This window comes from Xanthomonas hortorum, from assembly GCF_040279205.1.
Lineage (GTDB): Bacteria > Pseudomonadota > Gammaproteobacteria > Xanthomonadales > Xanthomonadaceae > Xanthomonas > Xanthomonas hortorum_F.
The window spans coordinates 1-17,906 of sequence record NZ_JBEOLS010000040.1 but is presented as its reverse complement, the minus strand read 5'-3'; the positions used below and the strand labels follow the sequence as shown (position 1 = coordinate 17,906).

Here is a 17,906-nt window from a genome sequence, read left to right as displayed (position 1 = left end):
TGCAGCTCTTTCTACACAGCTGCGGCGCCGCGGAATCAGTGCTGATCTTGCATCGGCACTGCCTGCGCGCCACGGCGTCTGCCGCAGCGCGCGTACTGCTTCAGCCCAACGGTTCGTCGGACAGATAGGTATAACCGGTCAGCCCGGCTTCCAAGGCGTCGTGCAATTCCTGCGCACACTCCGGCGACAGCTGTGCGGCGGCGATGCGCTCGGCATAGGTCGCACGCAGCGTGTCCAGCTGATAGCCCACGTAATCCAGCATCACATCGGTGGTATCGCCACGGCGCTGCTGCGCAATGCGATAGCCATCGCCGTCCACGGCCACTTCCACCGCATCGGTATCGCCGAACAGGTTATGGATATCGCCGAGGATTTCCTGGTAGGCGCCGACCAGGAAAAAGCCGATGCGATAGCTCTCGCCCGGGTTCAACGTATGCAGCGGCATCGAGCTGTCTAGGCTTTCGTTCTCGACGTAGGTCTTGACCATGCCGTCCGAATCGCAGGTCATGTCGGCGATGATGCCGCGCCGCTGCGGCGCTTCGTTCAAGCGTTCGATCGGCACGATCGGGAACACCTGGTCGATCGCCCACACGTCCGGGATCGATTCAAACACGCTAAAGTTGACGAAGTACTTGTCCACCAGCCTCTCGTTGAGCTCGTCCAGCACCGGGCGGTGGCTCTTTTCGTCGAAGCTCAGGCGTGCACGCACGCCATGGGCGATCGCGTAGAACAGATCGTCGATACGCGCGCGATGGGTCAGGTCGATCTGGCCCAATGCATACGCACTCAGGCCCTCGGCATGGAAGTGCTGCGCCTCCTGGAACAGTTCCACCGCCGGGCGCACGTCTAGCTCATCGTGGATCTCGCGCAGGTGGCGAATCGCTGCCGGTTCGTCGTCGTGCGCGTCGGGCACGCGACCTTCCGGCGCCTGCTCCACTTCGGACACGTTGGCGATCAGCACCGCGTGGTGGGCGGTCATCGCGCGGCCGCATTCGGTGACGATGCGCGGCGGGGTCAGGCCATGCTCTTCGCAGGCATTGGCCAGCGGCTGCACGATGTTGCTGGCGTAGGAATGCAGGCCGTAGTTGATCGAGCAATAGCTGCGCGAGCGCGTGCCTTCGTAATCGATACCCAGGCCTCCGCCGACATCGACATGGCTGATCTTGGCGCCCAGGCGCGAGAGCTCCACGAAATAGCGCGTGGCCTCGCGCATGCCGTTGGCGATGTCGCGCACGTTGGAAATCTGCGAGCCCATGTGGAAATGCAGCAACTGCAGGCAGTCGGCGTATTCGGTGTCGCGCAGCGTCTTCCACAGATCCAGCACCTGGCGCGGCGACAGCCCGAACTTGGCCTTGTCGCCACCGCTGTTCTGCCACTTGCCCGCGCCAAGCGAGGCCAGGCGCATGCGCACGCCCAGACCCGGTTTGACGTCCAGCGCGCGCGCCTCTTCCAGCACCAGCTTCAGCTCGGAGGGCTTTTCGATGACGATGAAGGTCTGCAGGCCGAGCTTGCGCCCGATCAGCGCCAGGCGGATGTATTCGCGGTCCTTGTAGCCGTTGCAGACGATCAGCCCGCCCGGGCGCGACAGTGCCAGCACCGCCATCAACTCGGGCTTGCTGCCCGCTTCCAGGCCAAAGCCCTCGCCGTGGTGGCTGGCCAGCGTGCCGGCCACGCCGCGATGCTGGTTGACCTTGATCGGATACACGGCCGTGTAGCCGCCGGCGTAATCCCATTCGGACTGCGCCTGCGCGAACGCGGCCTGCAGCTTGCCCAGGCGCTGGCCCAGGATGTCCGGGAAACGCACCAGCAGCGGCAGCTTGGCGCCGGCTGCGCGCGCGGCGTCCACCACCTCGGGCAACGACACCGACGGGCCGTCGACGGTGGGGGTGACCACCACGTGGCCGGCGGCGTTCACATCGAAATACCCGTCGGCCCAATGCGGGATCGAATAGGTCTTGCGGGCTTGGTCGAGGGACCAATCGCTCATTTCGCTGACTCGGCTGGGGCAAAAAGGGCGTGAAGTGTAACGCCTGGCACGCGCAGGGTCCGTTACAATCCGCGCCGACTTGATGCCCCGCTCCTGGTTGGAGTGGGGTTGGTGAGGTTCGGTATTGCCGTCAGCAGCTTGGTGCATGAGGCTGCGCCCGACCCTCATCCGGCGCTTTGCGCCACCTTCTCCTAAGTGGGAGAAGGAACAGCCCCCTTCTTTTTAGGATTTTGCATGAGCGCCAACGACAACTGGTACATCGAACACTTCCAGCCCACCGGCTCGGCGATCGGCTTCCGCATCAGCGGCAAGCTGGACGAGGTGCAGTCCCCGTTCCAGAAGATCGAGATCTACCAGACCACCGACTGGGGCAAGCTGATGCTCATCGATGGCGCGGTGATGCTCACCACCCGCGACAACTTCTTCTATCACGAGATGATCAGCCACCCGGCGCTGTTCACCCACCCCGCGCCCAAGCGCGTGGTGATCATCGGCGGCGGCGACTGCGGCACGCTGCGCGAGGTGCTCAAGCACCCGGGCGTGGAAAGCGCCACCCAGTGCGATATCGACGAGCAGGTCACGCGCATGTCGGAGAAGTATTTCCCCGAGTTGTGCGATTCCAACCACGATAAGCGTGCCGAGCTGCTGTTCGACGACGGCGTGGCCTATATGGCCAACTGCCCGGCCGGCAGCGTGGATATCGTGATCGTCGATTCCACCGACCCGGTCGGCCCGGCCGAAGGCCTATTCAACAAGGCATTCTACGACAGCTGCTTCAAGGCGCTGAAGGACGACGGCATCCTGGTGCAGCAATCCGAATCGCCGCTGGCGCTGTTGGAGCTGATCAAGGAAATGCGCACCGAAATGGGCAAGGCCGGCTTCCAGTCGTTCAAGACCCTGCCGTTCCCGCAGCCGTGCTACCCCACCGGCTGGTGGAGCGTGACCATGGCCAGCAAGCAGGCCAACGCCGATTTCGCGTTCCGCCAAAACGATGCGCAGGCCAAGGGTTTCGAGACGCTGTACTACACCGCGCATCTGCACACCGGCGTGCTAGTTGCGCCGCCGTTCGTGGCCAAGGCGCTGGGCGAGTAAGCATGTCATCCGGCTGGCGCCGCTTGCTGCGCGCCGGCCTGATTGAAAAGAACCGGCGCATCGTTCGCGTGCGCTGGTTCTGCAGATTGAGGGGGCGAAGACAGCACCGCTTACAAGCGTGCTGGCGATGCTCGCAGTGTCGCGCAGCATCGACAGGGCCATGTGTGCACTACGCTCCCCTGCTGCGGCACGCATCTACCTGAGGCTTGTGCGCGCAGTGCCGCCAGCCCAGTTCTTCGTTTGCCAGCCCTAGAGCCGCGCCAGCACTTCAGCCTTTTTGGCGTCGAACTCTTCCTGGGTGACCAACCCGGCATCCAGCAGCTGCTTGAGCTTGCTCAGCACCTGCATCGGATCATCCGCGCCGGCCACCGCAGTCGCTGGCACTGAAGGCGCCACGCCCTGCGCTGCAGGCGCATGCACCACCACACCGCCGGCCGACGCACGCAACTTGTCGAACTCCAGCTGCTGGCGTTTTTCGTGGGCCGATTCTTCCACCTGCTGGGCATAGGCGTAGACCCGCCGCGCCTGTTTCTTGGGCAGGCTGTCGATGGACAGGTAGCCGCCCTGCGTGGTGCGGCACATGATCGTCGCGCCCAGCATCTGCTCGCTCATATGCACGTCGAGCACCTCGCGCCAGGGGACATCGCGAAACGTCATCCCGAACAGCGTGGGATGCACCACGATGAATCTGCGATTGGTCAGCACCACCGCGGCCGGCGACAGGTTCACGACCATTTTCTTCTGCACCGCGATGTACTCGACCTGCTCGTCCCGTGTCAGCAGCTCGTTCACCTTGGGCAGGATCTTGCCCACGGCCACCGGGTCCTGCTCGTCGGTCAGGAATTGCGTAAAGACTTCCATACCTTCCTCGTCGTGATTGCTTGCGCCGCAGCGTTGTCTTGTATGACACCACATCCGCGCCTTCGTGGTGCCGATCAGAGCTCCGACCAAGCGTGCGCAGTACCGGATCACCGAGCGCTTCATACAGCCCAACGGCAACAAGGCGGATGTCGCCATCCGCCTTGCTGTGTGCACAACGCTGTTTTTCTATCGCCGGCTCAAAAGCGGACTTCGGCGCCGAAGCTCAGCACTTCGGCACGATTGATGGTGATGTCTTCGTAGTCGTCGTAGTACTCGTCGGCGTACAGGTAGTTCGTGTAGAGCGCGCTCAGACTGAAATGCTTGCCGATATCCACACCGAGGCCCGCACCCAGATATGCGCCGTAAACACGCTCGGTGTAGTCCTCGCCTTTTGCCTCGCCTCCCCAATAGCCCATGCGTACCAGAGCGAACACAGGGGTGTCGCCGAAGTTGAAGCGCGCCGTTCCACCGATGCTGCCGAAGTCCACTGTCGGAATGACGACAAAGCCATCCGCATCCTTCGAACCGTCGACCTTTCCGGTGGCCACTTCAATGCCGACCAGCGTGACCGGACCAGCACGCCAGCGGTAACCGACGTTGAAGCCCGCCATGTCCTGCTTGTTGCCCTCGAACACCTTGGCTTCACCGCCCTGCGCGCCCAAGAACATGCCGCTCTTGAGGCGCTGTTCTTGTTCGCGCGGCGCAGGCGCAACGTAGGCGGGCACCGGTGCGGGCGGTGCCGCCGCTGCGGGCGTCTGCGCCGTCACCGTGGTGAATCCGCCGGTCTCGCCGGCTGCGCTGTCTTGCACTGCCGTCTGTCCTGCGGCGGTACCGTCTTGCGAGGGGCCGGACGGTGGCGCTGCTGGTGCAGTGGCTCCCTGGGTGCCAGCCTGCTGTTTTTGCTGTTGCCGATAATTGTCCCAGCCACGCGACAACGACTGCGCGGCCGCGTCCGAAACGCAGCCCAGCGCCGTGCAGGCCAACAGCCATGTTGCGGTCCTTTTCATCGCATTCCCCAATGAGTCGTACTCCATCGTCCCCCGCATCCATGCGCACGCAGGCATGACCTGGCGGCGTCCGGAAGTGGCGCAGTTGCTGTCCAATTCGGGGGCTTCCCCAGCATCACAGGATCGTGCGCGTACTCGGCTTCAGGCATCGCCCGTGTGGGCGTGCCGGTACTGACGCGTGATGCAGCCCCCTGACCGCAGCCGGCACAGTGAATCGAGTCTCAGCACCTGTCAAGAAGGACTGTGATCGCTGCCTGTTGGCGTGCAGAGCGGCCAACCAGCGTTCCGGTGAGCGCTTGTGCCGACGGGCGCGGCACGCGATGCGCTAAATGCACGCTCGCTGCAAGCAGCGCGTCGCACGGAGATACCGACAACATTGATCGCAGCTGACTCTGCAAGCTGTTGATTCTTCGAGCCGTTCCACTCCCGGAACATTTCATTTTTTTAACAAATGTTTTCAATACTCGCAAGTTCTAAAATTCACCGGACCGATCCCCCTCGATCATCGTGAACCTGCCAGACGCGTGATTCCTCCGCGCCGCCAAGGTCCGGAGACTTGCCATGCACTACCAGCCGCTGGACACCTCCAGCCTGCAAATCGTCACGCCCGTGCTGCTCAAGCAGGGCACCCGGCTGCTCGAGCCCAACGTCTATCGCACGCATCTGGATGGGCAACTGGCGGTGGTCAAGGACTACAGCCGCTACCGCCGTACGCTGCTGGCGCCGATCGCGCGGCTGATGGTGCGGCACGAGTCCAAGATGCTGGCCCGCCTGCACGGCTGGCGGCATGCGCCGGCCCTGCTCGGCACGCTGGGCGGGCTGGCACTGGGCATGGAGTTCATTCCGGGCGACACCCTCAGCGCCAGCGCGGTGGTCGGCCAGGAGGTGTTCCAGCAGCTGCAGCAGGCGCTGCGCCGTCTGCACGCAGTCGGCATCACCCACAACGATCTGCACGGCACCAATGTGGTGATCAGTGCCGGCGTGCCGGTGCTGATCGATTTCACCTCGGCCTGGCGCTTCCCGCGCTGGTTGCGGCGCGGCACGCTGGCGCGTCAACTGCAGCGCAGTGACTTGGCCAATTTCCAGAAGATGCGCCAGCGCCTGGCCGGTATCGCGCCGACCGCCGACGAGGCCGCACGCAGCGCCGAGCCGCGTTGGGTACGCACCATGCGCGGCAGCTGGAAGCGGCTGTATCGGCACCTGAAGCGCGATGCGCAGCCGGTAGCGCCGAACGAAACCCGCTGACCGGCAAGTTGCCGTCACCTGCCGGCCAGGCGGCGCGCGGGGGCGCGGCACCTGGGCGGTGACGCGCAATCGCGCCATGCATCCAGCACCAGCGCAGGGCACAACGCATCTCGATCTGCGTGCCGCATGCTGATCCGGCGACGCGGGCCACGCCCACCGGGCTGCACGCCTGACCATCCCGATGACACGCCAACGGTGCGCCTATCCACCTGGCGAGCAATCGCCAGGTGGTGCGCAACGGCGCGGGGGGAACCGCAGTGGACAGGGGTACGCGTCGATGCCGCGCACCGGCGACGCCTGTCTAGTGGCTAGGCCGTCGTCCGGTCGCCGCCCAAGGTCGTCACTGCGCGTTTGCCGCTTCGGCTGCCGACTGCGCGCGGTAGGCGATCAGGCGCGGCGCGTCGGCGACGAAGCGGTCAAGCACGCCATCGGCGATCTTGACCGGGCCACCGAAGCGCGTGGCGCCGGGAATCGAGGGGATCGCTGCGGCTTCGGCGGCACTCTGCTTCGCATCGGTAAACGCAACTGCCGCCTGCGCATCACCGCGATTGGCGGCATCCAGGCCGGAAGCAGTCTGCTGCAGCGCGCGGCCCCAGCCTTGCATCGCCTCCAGCCAGGGGCGCGATTGTTCCGCAAAGCCCTTGTCGGCCACGCCTTCGCGAATGATCTGCGGCGCGGCAGCAATCTCGTCCGCCATGCGCGCCAGCTCGGCGATGGCCTGGCCGCGCGCTGCCGCATCGCCCAGCGCAATCGCCTCGCGCACATGATCGAGCACGGCCTTCAGGCGCGGCGCCTGTTCCTGCCAAGGCTGGCTACCGAAGGTCGGCGCCAGATGCTGGGTATCGAAGAAGGTCAGCAGCGCGGCGGTCACCTGCGCATCGCCCCCGGCCAAGTCGCGTGCGGCCGCATGCCAGGTGCGCTGCGCGTCGTAATCCTTGTCGTTCCACGCGAACGCGGTCAGCCCCATCACCGCGACGCGGCTGGGCACTTCCTGATTCATCGGGTTGGAGACGATGCCGGACAACTCCGCCGACAGGCCGGCCTCGCGCCGCGCATATGGCGCCATCAGCAAGCGCCCGGCCGAGGTTTCGAAATCGTTGACCGGGTAGTTGTCCCACAGCAGCGTCTTGCGACCGAATGCCTTGGTCGCCGCGCGTGCATCGGGAATGGAAATGGCCGGCGGCACCACGTCGGTGCCGGTCCACTGCACCACGATCTTCGGGTCCAGGTGCTTGCGCAGCGCTTCCTTGTACGGGCTTTCCTTGGCGTCGAAATACTCGGTCGGCACCATGATCAGCTCCGACGACGCATCGTGGCGGGCGACCAGATCGGCCTGCACCAGATTGAGCAGATGCGACTGCGCGATGCCGGCCGCCTGCGCGCCGGACGCGCCAAACGTGGTCTTGTCGCGCTCGCAATTCCACTTGGTGTATTCGATATCGTCCAGCGCCACATAAAAGCTGCGCACGCCCAGCGCGCGGAAGGCATCGAACTTGCGCAGCAGCGCCTTGGCGTCGGCTGGATCGGAGAAGCACACCGTCGGCCCCGGCGAGATCGCATAGACGAAGTCGACATGGTTGCGCTTGGCGGTGGCCGCCAGCTTGCCCAGCGCCTTCAGCGTCGCAGCCGGGTACGCGTCGCGCCAGCGATCACGCGCGTACGGGTCGTCCTTGGGGCTGTAGATGAAAGTGTTGGCCTTGCCGCGGGCGAGAAACTCGATGTGCTTGCTGCGGTCGGCCATCGACCATGGCGCGCCGTAGAAGCCTTCGATGGTGCCGCGGATCGGCATCGCCGGATGATCCTGGATCGCCAGGGTCGGAATGGCCGGACGCGCGACCAGTTGGCGCAGCGTCTGCGCGGCATGGAACAAGCCATCGTTATCGTGACCGGCCAGCGTGATCAGGCTGCCGGTGCCCAGGGCCACGCTGGCGAGCGTATAGCCCTCCTTGTGGGTGTCCTGCAGCGCCTTGCTGCGGGTCAGCGCATCGCGCACCACTGCCGTCTCGCCGGTGCCGAGCACGATGTGCGGGCGGTCGAGCGTGGCAGGCAAACGCGATGCGGTGGAGATCTTGGTCACGCCAGCGGTGCCGAGGATGCGGCGCACCAGCGCGACCGACGCCGGGTCCGCACCCGGCGCCACCACCAGCACGACCGACCGACCGAGCGTGACGGTGCCGCCCTCCAGCGCGATGGACGTCGGGGTCGGAAAGATCGCCGGCTGTGTGACCGGCTGCGCCAGCGCGGGGGCCGTCAGGCTTAGCGCCACCAGGACCGGAAGCAGGCGCAAGCCCGACTTGCCATCACGTCGCTTCATTCCGAACTCCGGTATTGAAATGGTATTACCCCTAGAGTAGGCAAGTCGTCGGGCCTGGACAAGTCAGGAGTGTTGCGATGTGCCACTGCTCATCAATGCCTGGACATCGACTGGCGAGCGCGAGGTTCATGCCGTGCTGTACGTCGGTACCGGGCCCGACCTGCGGTATTGAAATGGTATGAGCGGCCGTGTGGGCGCGTCGTCAAGTGAAGTACTCGGTAAACCACGGTCAAGCCGCTCAATCGGATGTGAGCCGACTTCAAACTCCACGCAGGCATCGGAGGACCGCATTGCAGCCACGCGGCACGCGGCACATGCGTACTGCCCGCAGCATTGCCAATCAGCAATGGCGGCGGCTGGCGTCTCGCTGACGCCTTACAACGCGTCGCTATCCAGCTCGCCAGTGCGGATGCGCACCACGGTGCCGAGGTCGTAGACGAACACCTTGCCGTCGCCGATCTTGCCGGTGCCGGCAGCAGCAACGATGGCTTCGACCACGCGCTCGGCCTGGTCGTCGGTCACCGCCACTTCGATCTTCACCTTGGGCAGGAAATCGACCACATACTCGGCGCCGCGATACAACTCGGTGTGGCCCTTCTGCCGGCCGAAGCCCTTGACCTCGGTCACCGTGATGCCCGCCACCCCGCAGCCGGCGAGCGCTTCGCGCACATCGTCGAGCTTGAACGGTTTGACGATGGCCATGATCATTTTCATCGGTGCAGATCCCAGGGCATGACGGTCGCGCAGCATACCGTGGACGGCCGCAACACTCATCTCATGTGCATCGCCCTCACCGCGACCGACAGCCGAATGGGACTATCCTTACCGCCTGCCGACTGCCTTGCCGATGTCCCGCGTGTTCCGGCCTGCACTAGGCTTCCTACGGACCTGCGGAGAACCCCATGATCGATTTCAATCAGCTCGACGACCTCGCCCGCCGCCTCAGCGACCTGGTGCCGCCGGGCCTGCGCCAATCGCGCGAAGAACTGCAGAGCACCTTCAAGGGCGCACTGCAGGCCGGCCTGGGCAAGCTGGACCTGGTCACCCGCGAAGAGTTCGACGTGCAGCGTGCGGTGTTGCTGCGCACCCGCGAAAAACTCGATGCCCTGGAACAGGCCATCGCCGCACTGGAAGCACGCGCGCCCGGCGCGCCGCCCGCAGCGCCACCCACCACTCCCTGACCTAAGGCCCTCCACCATGAGTCTGGCGCTGGTGCACAGCCGTGCCCGCGTGGGGGTGCATGCGCCTGAGGTTCGGGTGGAAGTGCATCTCTCCGGCGGTCTTCCCTCCACCCAGATCGTGGGCCTGCCCGAGGCGGCAGTGCGCGAATCACGCGAACGCGTGCGTGCCGCGCTGCTGTGCGCACAGTTCGAATTCCCGGCACGGCGCATCACCATCAACCTGGCCCCGGCCGACTTGCCAAAGGAAGGCGGCCGTTTCGACCTGCCGATCGCACTCGGCATCCTGGCCGCCAGTGGGCAGATCGACCGGCAGGCCTTGGCCGAGTACGAATTTCTCGGCGAACTCGCCCTGACCGGCGAATTGCGCGGTGTCGATGGCGTGCTGCCCGCCGCGCTGGCAGCCGCGCAGGCCGGCCGCCGCCTGATCGTGCCGCTGGCCAACGGTGCCGAGGCCGCCATCGCCGGCCACGTCGAAGCCTTCACCGCGCGCACGCTGATGGAAGTCTGTGCCACGCTCAATGGCACCCAAAAGGCGCCCGCCGCCGAAATGGCAGTGCAGGCGCTCGGCGCGCGCGCTCTGCCCGACATGGCCGACGTGCGCGGCCAACCGCATGCCCGCCGCGCGCTGGAAATTGCCGCAGCCGGCGGTCACCATTTATTGCTGGTCGGTAGCCCTGGCTGCGGCAAGACCTTGCTCGCCTCGCGCCTGCCCGGCCTGCTGCCGGAAGCCAGCGAGGCCGAGGCGCTGGAAACCGCCGCCATTACCTCCATCAGCGGTCGCGGACTGGATCTTGTGCGCTGGCGGCAACGCCCCTATCGGGCTCCGCACCACACCGCCAGCGCGGTCGCCTTGGTTGGCGGCGGCACACATCCACGCCCCGGCGAGATCTCGCTGGCCCACAACGGCGTGTTGTTTCTGGACGAGTTGCCCGAGTGGCAACGCCAAACGCTGGAAGTGCTGCGCGAGCCGCTGGAATCGGGCCTGGTCACCATCTCGCGCGCCGCGCGCAGCGTGGATTTCCCGGCAAGATTCCAACTGGTCGCTGCGATGAATCCCTGTCCGTGCGGGTGGGCCGGCGATAGCAGCGGGCGTTGCCGTTGCAGCAGCGACACCATCGGCCGTTATCGCAGCCGGATCTCCGGGCCGCTGCTGGACCGGATCGATCTGCATGTCGAGGTCCCGCGCCTGCCGCCGCAGGCCCTGCGCAGCGGCAACGTCGGCGAGGACAGTGCCAGCGTGCGCACCCGCGTGGTCGCGGCGCGCGCGCGGCAACTGGCACGTGCCGGCGTGCCCAACGCGCAACTGGACCAGGCACAAACCGATCATCACTGCCGCCTGCAAAATGATGATCAGCTGTTGCTGGAACGCGCCATCGAACACCTGCAGCTATCCGCGCGCTCGTTGCATCGCATCCTGCGCGTGGCACGCACCATCGCCGATCTCGACGACAACGCGGTCATTGCCACGCGCCATCTCACCGAAGCGATCGGCTACCGCAAACTGGATCGCGCGGTGGGCACGGCAAGCGCAGCCTAATAGCGGCGCTCCAGCGGCATCAGCATCCCAACACGTATTTCATGACGATGCACGTACAACATCTGCCATTCCACTACGCAGAGGCCGCCATGAGCCGACTTCCCGAACTCCTCACCGTCCCGTCCCTGGATCTGAATCGTTATCTGGGCACCTGGTACGAGATCGCGCGGCTGCCGATCCGCTTCGAGGATGCCGATTGCACCGATGTGTCGGCACACTATTCGCTGCAGGACGATGGCACGGTGCGTGTGCAGAACCGCTGCCTGACCGCCGAAGGCGAGCTGGAAGAAGCAGTCGGTGAGGCGCGCGCCATCGACGACAGCAACGCGCGCCTGGAAGTCACGTTCCTGCCCGAAGGCCTGCGCTGGATTCCCTTCACCAAAGGCGATTACTGGGTGATGCGCATCGATGCGGACTACACCGCCGCGCTGGTCGGTGGCCCCGACCGCAAGTATCTGTGGCTGTTGGCACGGCTGCCGCAGCTGGACGAGAACATCACCCAGGCATATCTGGCGCATGCGCGCGAGCAGGGCTTCGATCTGGCCCCGCTGATCCACACTCCGCATACCGGGCGGCTGACCGAGCAGCCGCTTTCCTGATCAGGGTTTAGGCTTTTTAACAAAGCCACCTATAACGTCCAGAGAGCACTGCACCCTCGACTAGCCAGGTTTTTGTCAGGTGTAGAGCGGTCGACCTGCAACTTAACTGCCGGGCCCTTGCCCGCCCACCATCGCGGGACACGCCGCAAGTACGTCCGTGTAGGCTCTTACGCGGCATCCATGCCGCGTAAGGTCCCGCAACGGTGGGCGGGCAAGGACCAGTCGAAATGGTCGGTGTGCATGGTTACAAGCAAGGCATGTCGCGCGTTGTTTGGATAACTGCGCGTTTGATCAGCTTCGCAACGCAACGCGATCAACAGGCAGGCTTTCAACAAAGCAACCGCCAACTTTCTGGTGCGGTGTCCTCGCCGATTGCGGGACCGTGTGGCGGCATGGATGCCGCCACCGAGCCCCCAGGGATGGGTTTACGGCGTGTCCCGTGAGCGGCGAGGGCACCGCGCCCTCGCCTACCCCGCACTCGACTAACTACCTCGGATCTAAAGCACGCCCTCAACCGTTGAGTGTGCTCAGATCCTTGGCCGCAGCCTGCGCACCTTCCAGGCTGTCGAAGGCCACGCCGGTGTCGCCGACCACGTACTTGGTGAGTTCGCCGTCGCGCGTGGTTTCCTGCATCTTGAAGATCGGCACGGCATCGGTGCCGCCGACACGTTCTTTCTGGGTTGTCATGAGTGATTCCTCCTCGGAAAGCGTCTTGCGTGGGACCGGATTGTCCCGCTGCTCCCAGACGGGAGGGCAGACCTTTCGACCCTAGCGTGCCATCGCGTGCAGGCGTGTGAACCTATTGACAAGCCCGCTTGCCACTCTGCGGTGCATGCGCATCGGCAGAAAATCACATCCGCTTCGCTCCGAGGACGCGCGCAATGCACGCGCGTGTCGTACATTCGCGACGTGCAGCCTCATCAGTCCATGTCTCCTGTCGTCACCATGCGCGCATCGGGCCTCCGTGTGCGCGGCGCATTCATTGTGCCAATGGCTCGGCAATGCACATCTGCCGCGCACTGTCCAGGGCGCACTGCGTGAGTTGGCCGCCATGCAGATGCGGGGGATGAGATGAAGCGACAACGCATCATCAGTGTGACCGTGTTGCTGGTGGTGCTGTGCGCAACCCTTCCGATCAGCCTGTCCTATTACCTGGCGTGGCGGCTGGCGCTGGATCGTGAGCAGAGCAGGCTCAGCCAGCTGGCGGCGCTGTCGATCCGGCGCACCGAAGCCGCCTTCGACGAAGCGCACGGCGCGCTGGTGAACATGGCTGGCTCGCAGCTGCCGCGCTGTTCTCCTGAGCATCTAGCGCAGATGCGCGCATTGGTGCTGACCAGTCATTACATCGTGGAGCTGGGGCATTTTCAGCAGCGCCGTTTGCGCTGTACCTCGTGGGGGCCGTTGCCAGAGGCCATTCCACAGTCCACCCCGGATTTCGTGGTCAAGCGCGGCATTGCGGTGACCACCCGCCTGCGTCCGCTGGCCAATCCGCAGCACCCGCTGATGGCGCTGCAGCTGGACGACTACAACGTGCTGATCAATCCAGCCACGTTGACCGACATCAACATCCCACCCGGCCTGCAGCTGGCGATCGGCACCCCGAACGGGCAGATCCTGAGCAGTACCGATACGGCGGCCGAGCACTTGTTGATCGAGCCCTCGACCGACGCATTCAGCGCCGACGCAACACAGCCCAAGGTTTTGTCCGGCCGCGACCGCCGTGGCGACTGGGCTGCGGTGGTCACCGAACCGGCCGCTTACCTGCGTGGCCCGCTGGCAGCGGCACGCCTGCAGACGGTGCCGGTCGGCATCGCATTGGCGCTGCTGCTGGTCAGCCTGGTGATCTGGGTTTCACGGCGGCGGCTGTCTCCCTTGGCACGGCTGGAAAGCGCGGTGCAGCGCGGCGAATTCATCGTGCACTACCAGCCGATCATCGCGCTCGATAGCGGCGCCTGCGTCGGTGCCGAGGCGCTGGTGCGCTGGCAGCAATCCGATGGCGTGCTGATCCCGCCCGACGCCTTCATCCCGCTGGCCGAAGAGAGCGGTCTGATCCTGCCGATCACCGACATGGTGGTGGCCGAAGTCATCCGCGAACTCGGCCCGACCCTGGCGGCGATTCCGTCGCTGCATGTGGCCATCAACGTCTCGGCCGGCGACATCAAGAGCGGCCGCGTGCAGACCGTGCTGGCGCAAGCACTGCGCGGCACCGGCGTGGACAGCGGACAGCTGTGGGTGGAGGCCACCGAGCGCAGCCTGATGGATATCGATGCGGCACGCGCCACCATCACCCATCTGCGCGGCGCCGGCCACACGGTGTCGATCGATGACTTCGGCACTGGCTACTCGAGCCTGCAGTACCTGCAAGGGCTGCCGCTGGATGCATTGAAGATCGACAAGTCGTTCGTGGACACCATTGGCACCCACTCGGCTACCAGTGCGGTGACCTCGCACATCATCGACATGGCCAAGACGCTGAAGTTGCGCACCATTGCCGAAGGCGTGGAGCGCCAGGAGCAACTGGATTATCTACGCGCACATGGCGTGGATCTGGCGCAGGGCTGGCTGTTCTCGCGCGCGCTGCCGGCCACTGGTTTCATCGCGTATCACGCCCTGATGCGCGGCGCCGCACACTGACCGGGGGCGGTGCGCCGCCACACCCTGATCTGAGCCGGCACTGCGCGCCGCCGACCCACCAGGCACAGCGCTGGCCGGTATGCGCAAACGGCAGGCTCGACTCGCAGCGCAGGCCTTCACCGCTGTCGCAAGGCACCGACCGCGCCAGCGCGATGATGCACAACGTCGTATGGCGACCACTTCGCTGACCCAACAAAAAGGGCCGCCAATGGCGACCCTTTTTGAACATGTTGATCAGGCGCTCTGCAAGGCGCTTTCGCGTTGGCGGCGCACCGGCTTGGGCCGGCTCGGGAAGGCGTGGCGCACGATCCGCCACATCACCTGGCCGAACTGACGCGGCAGCGAGCCGGTGTTGTAGTGCTGGCCGTAGCGCGCACAGACCTGCTTCACTTCCACCGCAATCTGCGCGTAGCGATTGGCCGGCAGGTCCGGGTAAAAGTGATGCTCGATCTGGTGGCTCAGGTTGCCCGACAGCACGTTCATCAGCTTGCCGCCGGTGAGGTTCGAGGAACCACGCAGCTGACGCAGATACCAATGGCCGCGCGACTCGTTGCGGATCGACTCCTTCGGGAACACTTCCGCATCGGCGGTGAAGTGGCCACAGAAGATGATCACGAAGGTCCAGATGCTGCGCAGCACGTTGGCGGCGAGATTGCCCAGCAGCACGGTCAGGAAGAACGGGCCGGCCAGCAGCGGGAACACAATGTAATCCTTGAGCATCTGGCGGCCCATCTTGCGGCCCACCGGAAGAAACGAAGCGCGCAGCTCTGCGGCTTTCATCTTGCCGGCAAACCAGCGGCCCAGACGCAGGTCCTGGATCGCCACGCCCCATTCGAACAACAGCGCGAAGAACACCGCCACGAACGGCTGCAGCAGGTAGAACGGGCGCCAGCGCTGCTCGGGGAAGATGCGCAGCAGGCCGTAGCCGATGTCGTCGTCCATGCCGCGCACATTGGTGTAGGTGTGGTGCTTGAAGTTGTGCGTCTTGCGCCAGTTGTCGCCGGTGGCAACGATGTCCCATTCGTAGGTGTTGCCGTTGAGCTGCGGGTCGCCCATCCAGTCGTACTGGCCGTGCATGACGTTATGGCCCAGCTCCATGTTCTCCAGGATCTTGGACAGGGTCAGCAGCACCACGCCGGCAATCCACGCCGGAATCAGCACGCTATGCACGAACGCACCTAAAAACAGCAGCGCACGACCGGCCACGCCGGTCCAGCGCACGGCGGCCACGATGCGGCGGATGTAACGCGCATCGGCAGCGCCGACCTGGCTCTGCACGCGGGCGCGGATGGCATCGAGTTCGTCGCCGAAAGACTGCAGTTCGGCAGCGGACAGGGCACGGTTGTGGACTCGGCTCATGAAGATTCCTTACAGATCCAGGATCAGGTCAGTGCTCGGGGCACTGATGCACAGGCGAACCTGTGCGGTGGGTTCGTTACTACGCTCACCGGTCAACAGGTGGCGCGTGGTGCCGGACTGGCGTGCGCAGGCGCAGCTATTGCAGATGCCCATGCGGCAGCCGTGTTTCGGCCGCAGGCCTTGCGCTTCCAGCCCTTCCAGCAGCGACTGGCCGCGCGGCAGGGTGAGCGTACGGCCGCTGCGTGACAGCTGCACCTGCACCTGACCGGCCTCGCCGTCTTCCAGCGTCGGCACGCTGAAGGCTTCTGCCTGGAACGCGGCTACGCGCCCCTGCAAACGCTCGCGCGCTGCCTGCACAAAACCGCCGGGGCCGCAGACCATGACATGACGGTTGGAAAGATCGGCGATCTGCTCCAACGGATAGGTATCCACGCGCGCAGCCGGCACTTCGTCTTCGCGGGTGGTCAGCAAACGCACGCGCAGGCGCGGATGCGCCGCCGCCAACGCTTCGAATTCTTCGACAAAGCAGGCCTCGTCACGTTGGCGCACCCAGTACAGCAGGTCCACATCCATCGGCATGCCCGCCTGCGCGGCGGCCTGCAGCAGCGCGCGCATCGGGGTGATGCCCGAGCCGGCGGCCAGCAGCAACAAGGGGGTGGGTATGGTCGGCAGCAGCATGTCCCCGAAAGCCGGATCAAGCGAGACCACCGTGCCGATGGCCGCATTGGTTGCCAGGTAGCGACTCACCAGACCGCCCTCGATCGCCTTGACGGTGATCGCCAGGCGGCCATCGGCAAGCACGGTCGGGCTGTAGCTGCGCAGCAGGCGACGGCCGTCGATCTCCACGCCCAGGCTCACGTGCTGGCCGGCCTGCAGGCCCTGCCAGTGGCCGTTGGGCTGCAGCACCAGGGTCACCGCATCACGGCTGGCTGCGGTGCGCGCAACCAGGCGGGCCATCGGCCGCTCCAGGGTCCACAAGGGATTGAGCCGGGTTGCCCAGAAGTCGAACAACTGCGGCGACACCAGCCGGCGCGCCAGGCGCGTCGGCAACGGGGACTTGGACTTGGGGTCAGATGCCAGGTTCATGGATCGCACTATACGCATGCATGCACAGACGTGTATACAGTTGTATATCGACCGAAGGGGCTATGATTCATCCCCACGACCGGCCGCAGCCTCATGACCTCCATCGCCCTGCCTTCCCACGACGCGCCGCCGTCACGCAAGCCGGCGATTTCACGCGAGGATCTGATCGCCGCAGCGCTGTCGCTGATCGGCCCGCACCGCAGCCTGTCCACGCTGAGTCTGCGCGAGGTGGCACGCGAAGCCGGCATCGCGCCCAACAGCTTCTATCGCCAGTTCCGCGACATGGACGAGCTCGCCGTGGCCTTGATCGATCTGGCCGGGCGCTCGCTGCGCACCATCATCGGCCAGGCCCGCCAACGCGCCACCTCCACCGACCGCAGCGTCATCCGCGTCTCGGTCGAGGCGTTCATGGAACAGCTGCGCGCAGACGACAAATTGCTGCATGTGCTGCTGCGCGAAGGTGCAGTGGGCTCGGATGCGTTCAAGCAGGCAGTGGAGCGCGAGCTCAGCTATTTCGAAGACGAGCTGCGCGTGGACCTGATCCGTCTGGCCGCAGCCGACAACGCCAAGCTGCACGCACCGGCACTGGTGTCCAAGGCGATCACCCGGCTGGTATTTGCGATGGGCGCAGTAGCGATGGATTCGCCGCCGGAAAAAGATCCCGAACTGGTCGAACAGATATCGCAGATGCTGCGCATGATCCTGACCGGCGCACGCACGCTGGGTACGCACGGCGGTTGAGTGTGCGTGTGCTTTCGCATCTAAGAACGACGCTGCGACTCGAAATCTGGGTTGTCTTGGAGTGGTTGGATGGCGCGGATAGATCAATTGTGGAGCGGTTGATCTTTCAGCTTTTCTGCAGGGCCCTTGCCGGCCTACCATCGCGGGACACGCCGCAAGTACGTCCGTGTAGCAACTGTGTTGATCAGGGCCTCAACCCGCGACCTTTGAGCGGTTTCCTTCAGGCGCGTTCATCGGTAGGTGCCGGCCGCTGGCCGGCACGC

General features: G+C 65.1%; 15 protein-coding genes. 7 read left to right on the top strand and 8 right to left on the bottom strand.

The annotated features are described in order from the left end of the window. Positions 1 to 100: 100 nt before the first annotated feature. Positions 101 to 1,987 (bottom strand): arginine decarboxylase, encoded by a 1,887-nt coding sequence (gene speA, locus ABS769_RS15135; RefSeq protein WP_317062199.1) that lies wholly within the window; start codon positions 1,985 to 1,987, stop codon positions 101 to 103. A 234-nt stretch (positions 1,988 to 2,221) separates the two neighbouring features. Between speA and speE the strand changes: the two genes are divergently transcribed. Continuing rightward, positions 2,222 to 3,079, top strand: a complete 858-nt coding sequence (gene speE / locus ABS769_RS15130; RefSeq protein WP_317062200.1) for a polyamine aminopropyltransferase — start codon at positions 2,222 to 2,224, stop codon at positions 3,077 to 3,079. Positions 3,080 to 3,328: 249 nt separating this feature from the next. On the opposite strand, the gene ABS769_RS15125 is transcribed toward speE, so the two are convergent. After that, a complete protein-coding gene (locus ABS769_RS15125; RefSeq protein WP_317062201.1) occupies positions 3,329 to 3,940 on the bottom strand; it encodes a PH domain-containing protein in 612 nt (203 codons plus the stop codon). Between the two features lie 197 nt (positions 3,941 to 4,137). Continuing rightward, on the bottom strand, positions 4,138 to 4,947 hold the full coding sequence (locus tag ABS769_RS15120) for an outer membrane beta-barrel protein (RefSeq protein ID WP_317062202.1): 810 nt from the start codon (positions 4,945 to 4,947) through the stop codon (positions 4,138 to 4,140). A gap of 561 nt (positions 4,948 to 5,508) precedes the next feature. On the opposite strand from ABS769_RS15120, the gene ABS769_RS15115 reads away from it, so the two are divergent. Then, positions 5,509 to 6,192, top strand: a complete 684-nt coding sequence (locus ABS769_RS15115; RefSeq protein ID WP_317062203.1) for an RIO1 family regulatory kinase/ATPase domain-containing protein — start codon at positions 5,509 to 5,511, stop codon at positions 6,190 to 6,192. A 340-nt stretch (positions 6,193 to 6,532) separates the two neighbouring features. On the opposite strand, the gene ABS769_RS15110 is transcribed toward ABS769_RS15115, so the two are convergent. Together ABS769_RS15110 and ABS769_RS15105 are read right to left on the bottom strand one after the other, a co-directional pair. Next, positions 6,533 to 8,506, bottom strand: coding sequence for a beta-N-acetylhexosaminidase family protein (locus ABS769_RS15110; protein WP_317062205.1), 1,974 nt, complete (start codon positions 8,504 to 8,506; stop codon positions 6,533 to 6,535). A gap of 375 nt (positions 8,507 to 8,881) precedes the next feature. Then, entirely contained in the window at positions 8,882 to 9,256 is a 375-nt protein-coding gene (locus tag ABS769_RS15105; protein WP_303396510.1) for a P-II family nitrogen regulator, read from the bottom strand. 152 nt (positions 9,257 to 9,408) lie between these two features. On the opposite strand from ABS769_RS15105, the gene ubiK reads away from it, so the two are divergent. The 3 genes from ubiK to ABS769_RS15090 all read left to right on the top strand — a co-directional run bounded on the left by ubiK (position 9,409) and on the right by ABS769_RS15090 (position 11,823). Further along, positions 9,409 to 9,687, top strand: coding sequence for a ubiquinone biosynthesis accessory factor UbiK (gene ubiK, locus ABS769_RS15100; protein WP_317062207.1), 279 nt, complete (start codon positions 9,409 to 9,411; stop codon positions 9,685 to 9,687). 16 nt (positions 9,688 to 9,703) lie between these two features. After that, the gene (locus ABS769_RS15095) at positions 9,704 to 11,224 is read left to right on the top strand and encodes a YifB family Mg chelatase-like AAA ATPase (RefSeq protein ID WP_317062208.1); all 1,521 of its coding nucleotides are present in this window, start codon (positions 9,704 to 9,706) and stop codon (positions 11,222 to 11,224) included. An 89-nt stretch (positions 11,225 to 11,313) separates the two neighbouring features. After that, a complete protein-coding gene (locus ABS769_RS15090) occupies positions 11,314 to 11,823 on the top strand; it encodes a lipocalin family protein (RefSeq protein WP_104550241.1) in 510 nt (169 codons plus the stop codon). Positions 11,824 to 12,333: 510 nt separating this feature from the next. Here ABS769_RS15090 and ABS769_RS15085 read toward each other — a convergent pair. Then, positions 12,334 to 12,510, bottom strand: a complete 177-nt coding sequence (locus ABS769_RS15085; RefSeq protein ID WP_006449000.1) for a hypothetical protein — start codon at positions 12,508 to 12,510, stop codon at positions 12,334 to 12,336. Positions 12,511 to 12,894: 384 nt separating this feature from the next. Between ABS769_RS15085 and ABS769_RS15080 the strand changes: the two genes are divergently transcribed. Continuing rightward, the gene (locus ABS769_RS15080) at positions 12,895 to 14,457 is read left to right on the top strand and encodes an EAL domain-containing protein (protein ID WP_317062209.1); all 1,563 of its coding nucleotides are present in this window, start codon (positions 12,895 to 12,897) and stop codon (positions 14,455 to 14,457) included. A gap of 234 nt (positions 14,458 to 14,691) precedes the next feature. On the opposite strand, the gene ABS769_RS15075 is transcribed toward ABS769_RS15080, so the two are convergent. Together ABS769_RS15075 and ABS769_RS15070 are read right to left on the bottom strand one after the other, a co-directional pair. Continuing rightward, complete coding sequence (locus tag ABS769_RS15075) at positions 14,692 to 15,816, bottom strand: fatty acid desaturase family protein (RefSeq protein ID WP_317062210.1); 1,125 nt, start codon at positions 15,814 to 15,816, stop codon at positions 14,692 to 14,694. A 9-nt stretch (positions 15,817 to 15,825) separates the two neighbouring features. Further along, positions 15,826 to 16,902: a ferredoxin reductase gene (locus ABS769_RS15070; protein WP_317062211.1), complete on the bottom strand. Its 1,077-nt coding sequence runs from the start codon at positions 16,900 to 16,902 to the stop codon at positions 15,826 to 15,828. A gap of 93 nt (positions 16,903 to 16,995) precedes the next feature. On the opposite strand from ABS769_RS15070, the gene fabR reads away from it, so the two are divergent. Next, positions 16,996 to 17,643 carry an HTH-type transcriptional repressor FabR gene (fabR, locus tag ABS769_RS15065; RefSeq protein WP_006449004.1) on the top strand — a complete coding sequence of 216 codons (648 nt, stop codon included), beginning with the start codon at positions 16,996 to 16,998 and terminating at the stop codon, positions 17,641 to 17,643. Positions 17,644 to 17,906: the final 263 nt, after the last annotated feature.

Bases quoted from the DNA above. Each gene is read 5' to 3' on its own strand.
- ABS769_RS15105 (WP_303396510.1), bottom strand. From the start codon at position 9,256: ATGCTGCGCGACCGTCATGCCCTGGGATCTGCACCGATGAAAATGATC.
- fabR (WP_006449004.1), top strand. From the start codon at position 16,996: ATGACCTCCATCGCCCTGCCTTCCCACGACGCGCCGCCGTCACGCAAG.
- speA (WP_317062199.1), bottom strand. From the start codon at position 1,987: ATGAGCGATTGGTCCCTCGACCAAGCCCGCAAGACCTATTCGATCCCG.
- ABS769_RS15120 (WP_317062202.1), bottom strand. From the start codon at position 4,947: ATGAAAAGGACCGCAACATGGCTGTTGGCCTGCACGGCGCTGGGCTGC.
- ABS769_RS15110 (WP_317062205.1), bottom strand. From the start codon at position 8,506: ATGAAGCGACGTGATGGCAAGTCGGGCTTGCGCCTGCTTCCGGTCCTG.
- ABS769_RS15085 (WP_006449000.1), bottom strand. From the start codon at position 12,510: ATGACAACCCAGAAAGAACGTGTCGGCGGCACCGATGCCGTGCCGATC.
- ABS769_RS15115 (WP_317062203.1), top strand. From the start codon at position 5,509: ATGCACTACCAGCCGCTGGACACCTCCAGCCTGCAAATCGTCACGCCC.
- ABS769_RS15075 (WP_317062210.1), bottom strand. From the start codon at position 15,816: ATGAGCCGAGTCCACAACCGTGCCCTGTCCGCTGCCGAACTGCAGTCT.
- speE (WP_317062200.1), top strand. From the start codon at position 2,222: ATGAGCGCCAACGACAACTGGTACATCGAACACTTCCAGCCCACCGGC.
- ABS769_RS15070 (WP_317062211.1), bottom strand. From the start codon at position 16,902: ATGAACCTGGCATCTGACCCCAAGTCCAAGTCCCCGTTGCCGACGCGC.
- ABS769_RS15125 (WP_317062201.1), bottom strand. From the start codon at position 3,940: ATGGAAGTCTTTACGCAATTCCTGACCGACGAGCAGGACCCGGTGGCC.
- ABS769_RS15080 (WP_317062209.1), top strand. From the start codon at position 12,895: ATGAAGCGACAACGCATCATCAGTGTGACCGTGTTGCTGGTGGTGCTG.
- ubiK (WP_317062207.1), top strand. From the start codon at position 9,409: ATGATCGATTTCAATCAGCTCGACGACCTCGCCCGCCGCCTCAGCGAC.
- ABS769_RS15090 (WP_104550241.1), top strand. From the start codon at position 11,314: ATGAGCCGACTTCCCGAACTCCTCACCGTCCCGTCCCTGGATCTGAAT.
- ABS769_RS15095 (WP_317062208.1), top strand. From the start codon at position 9,704: ATGAGTCTGGCGCTGGTGCACAGCCGTGCCCGCGTGGGGGTGCATGCG.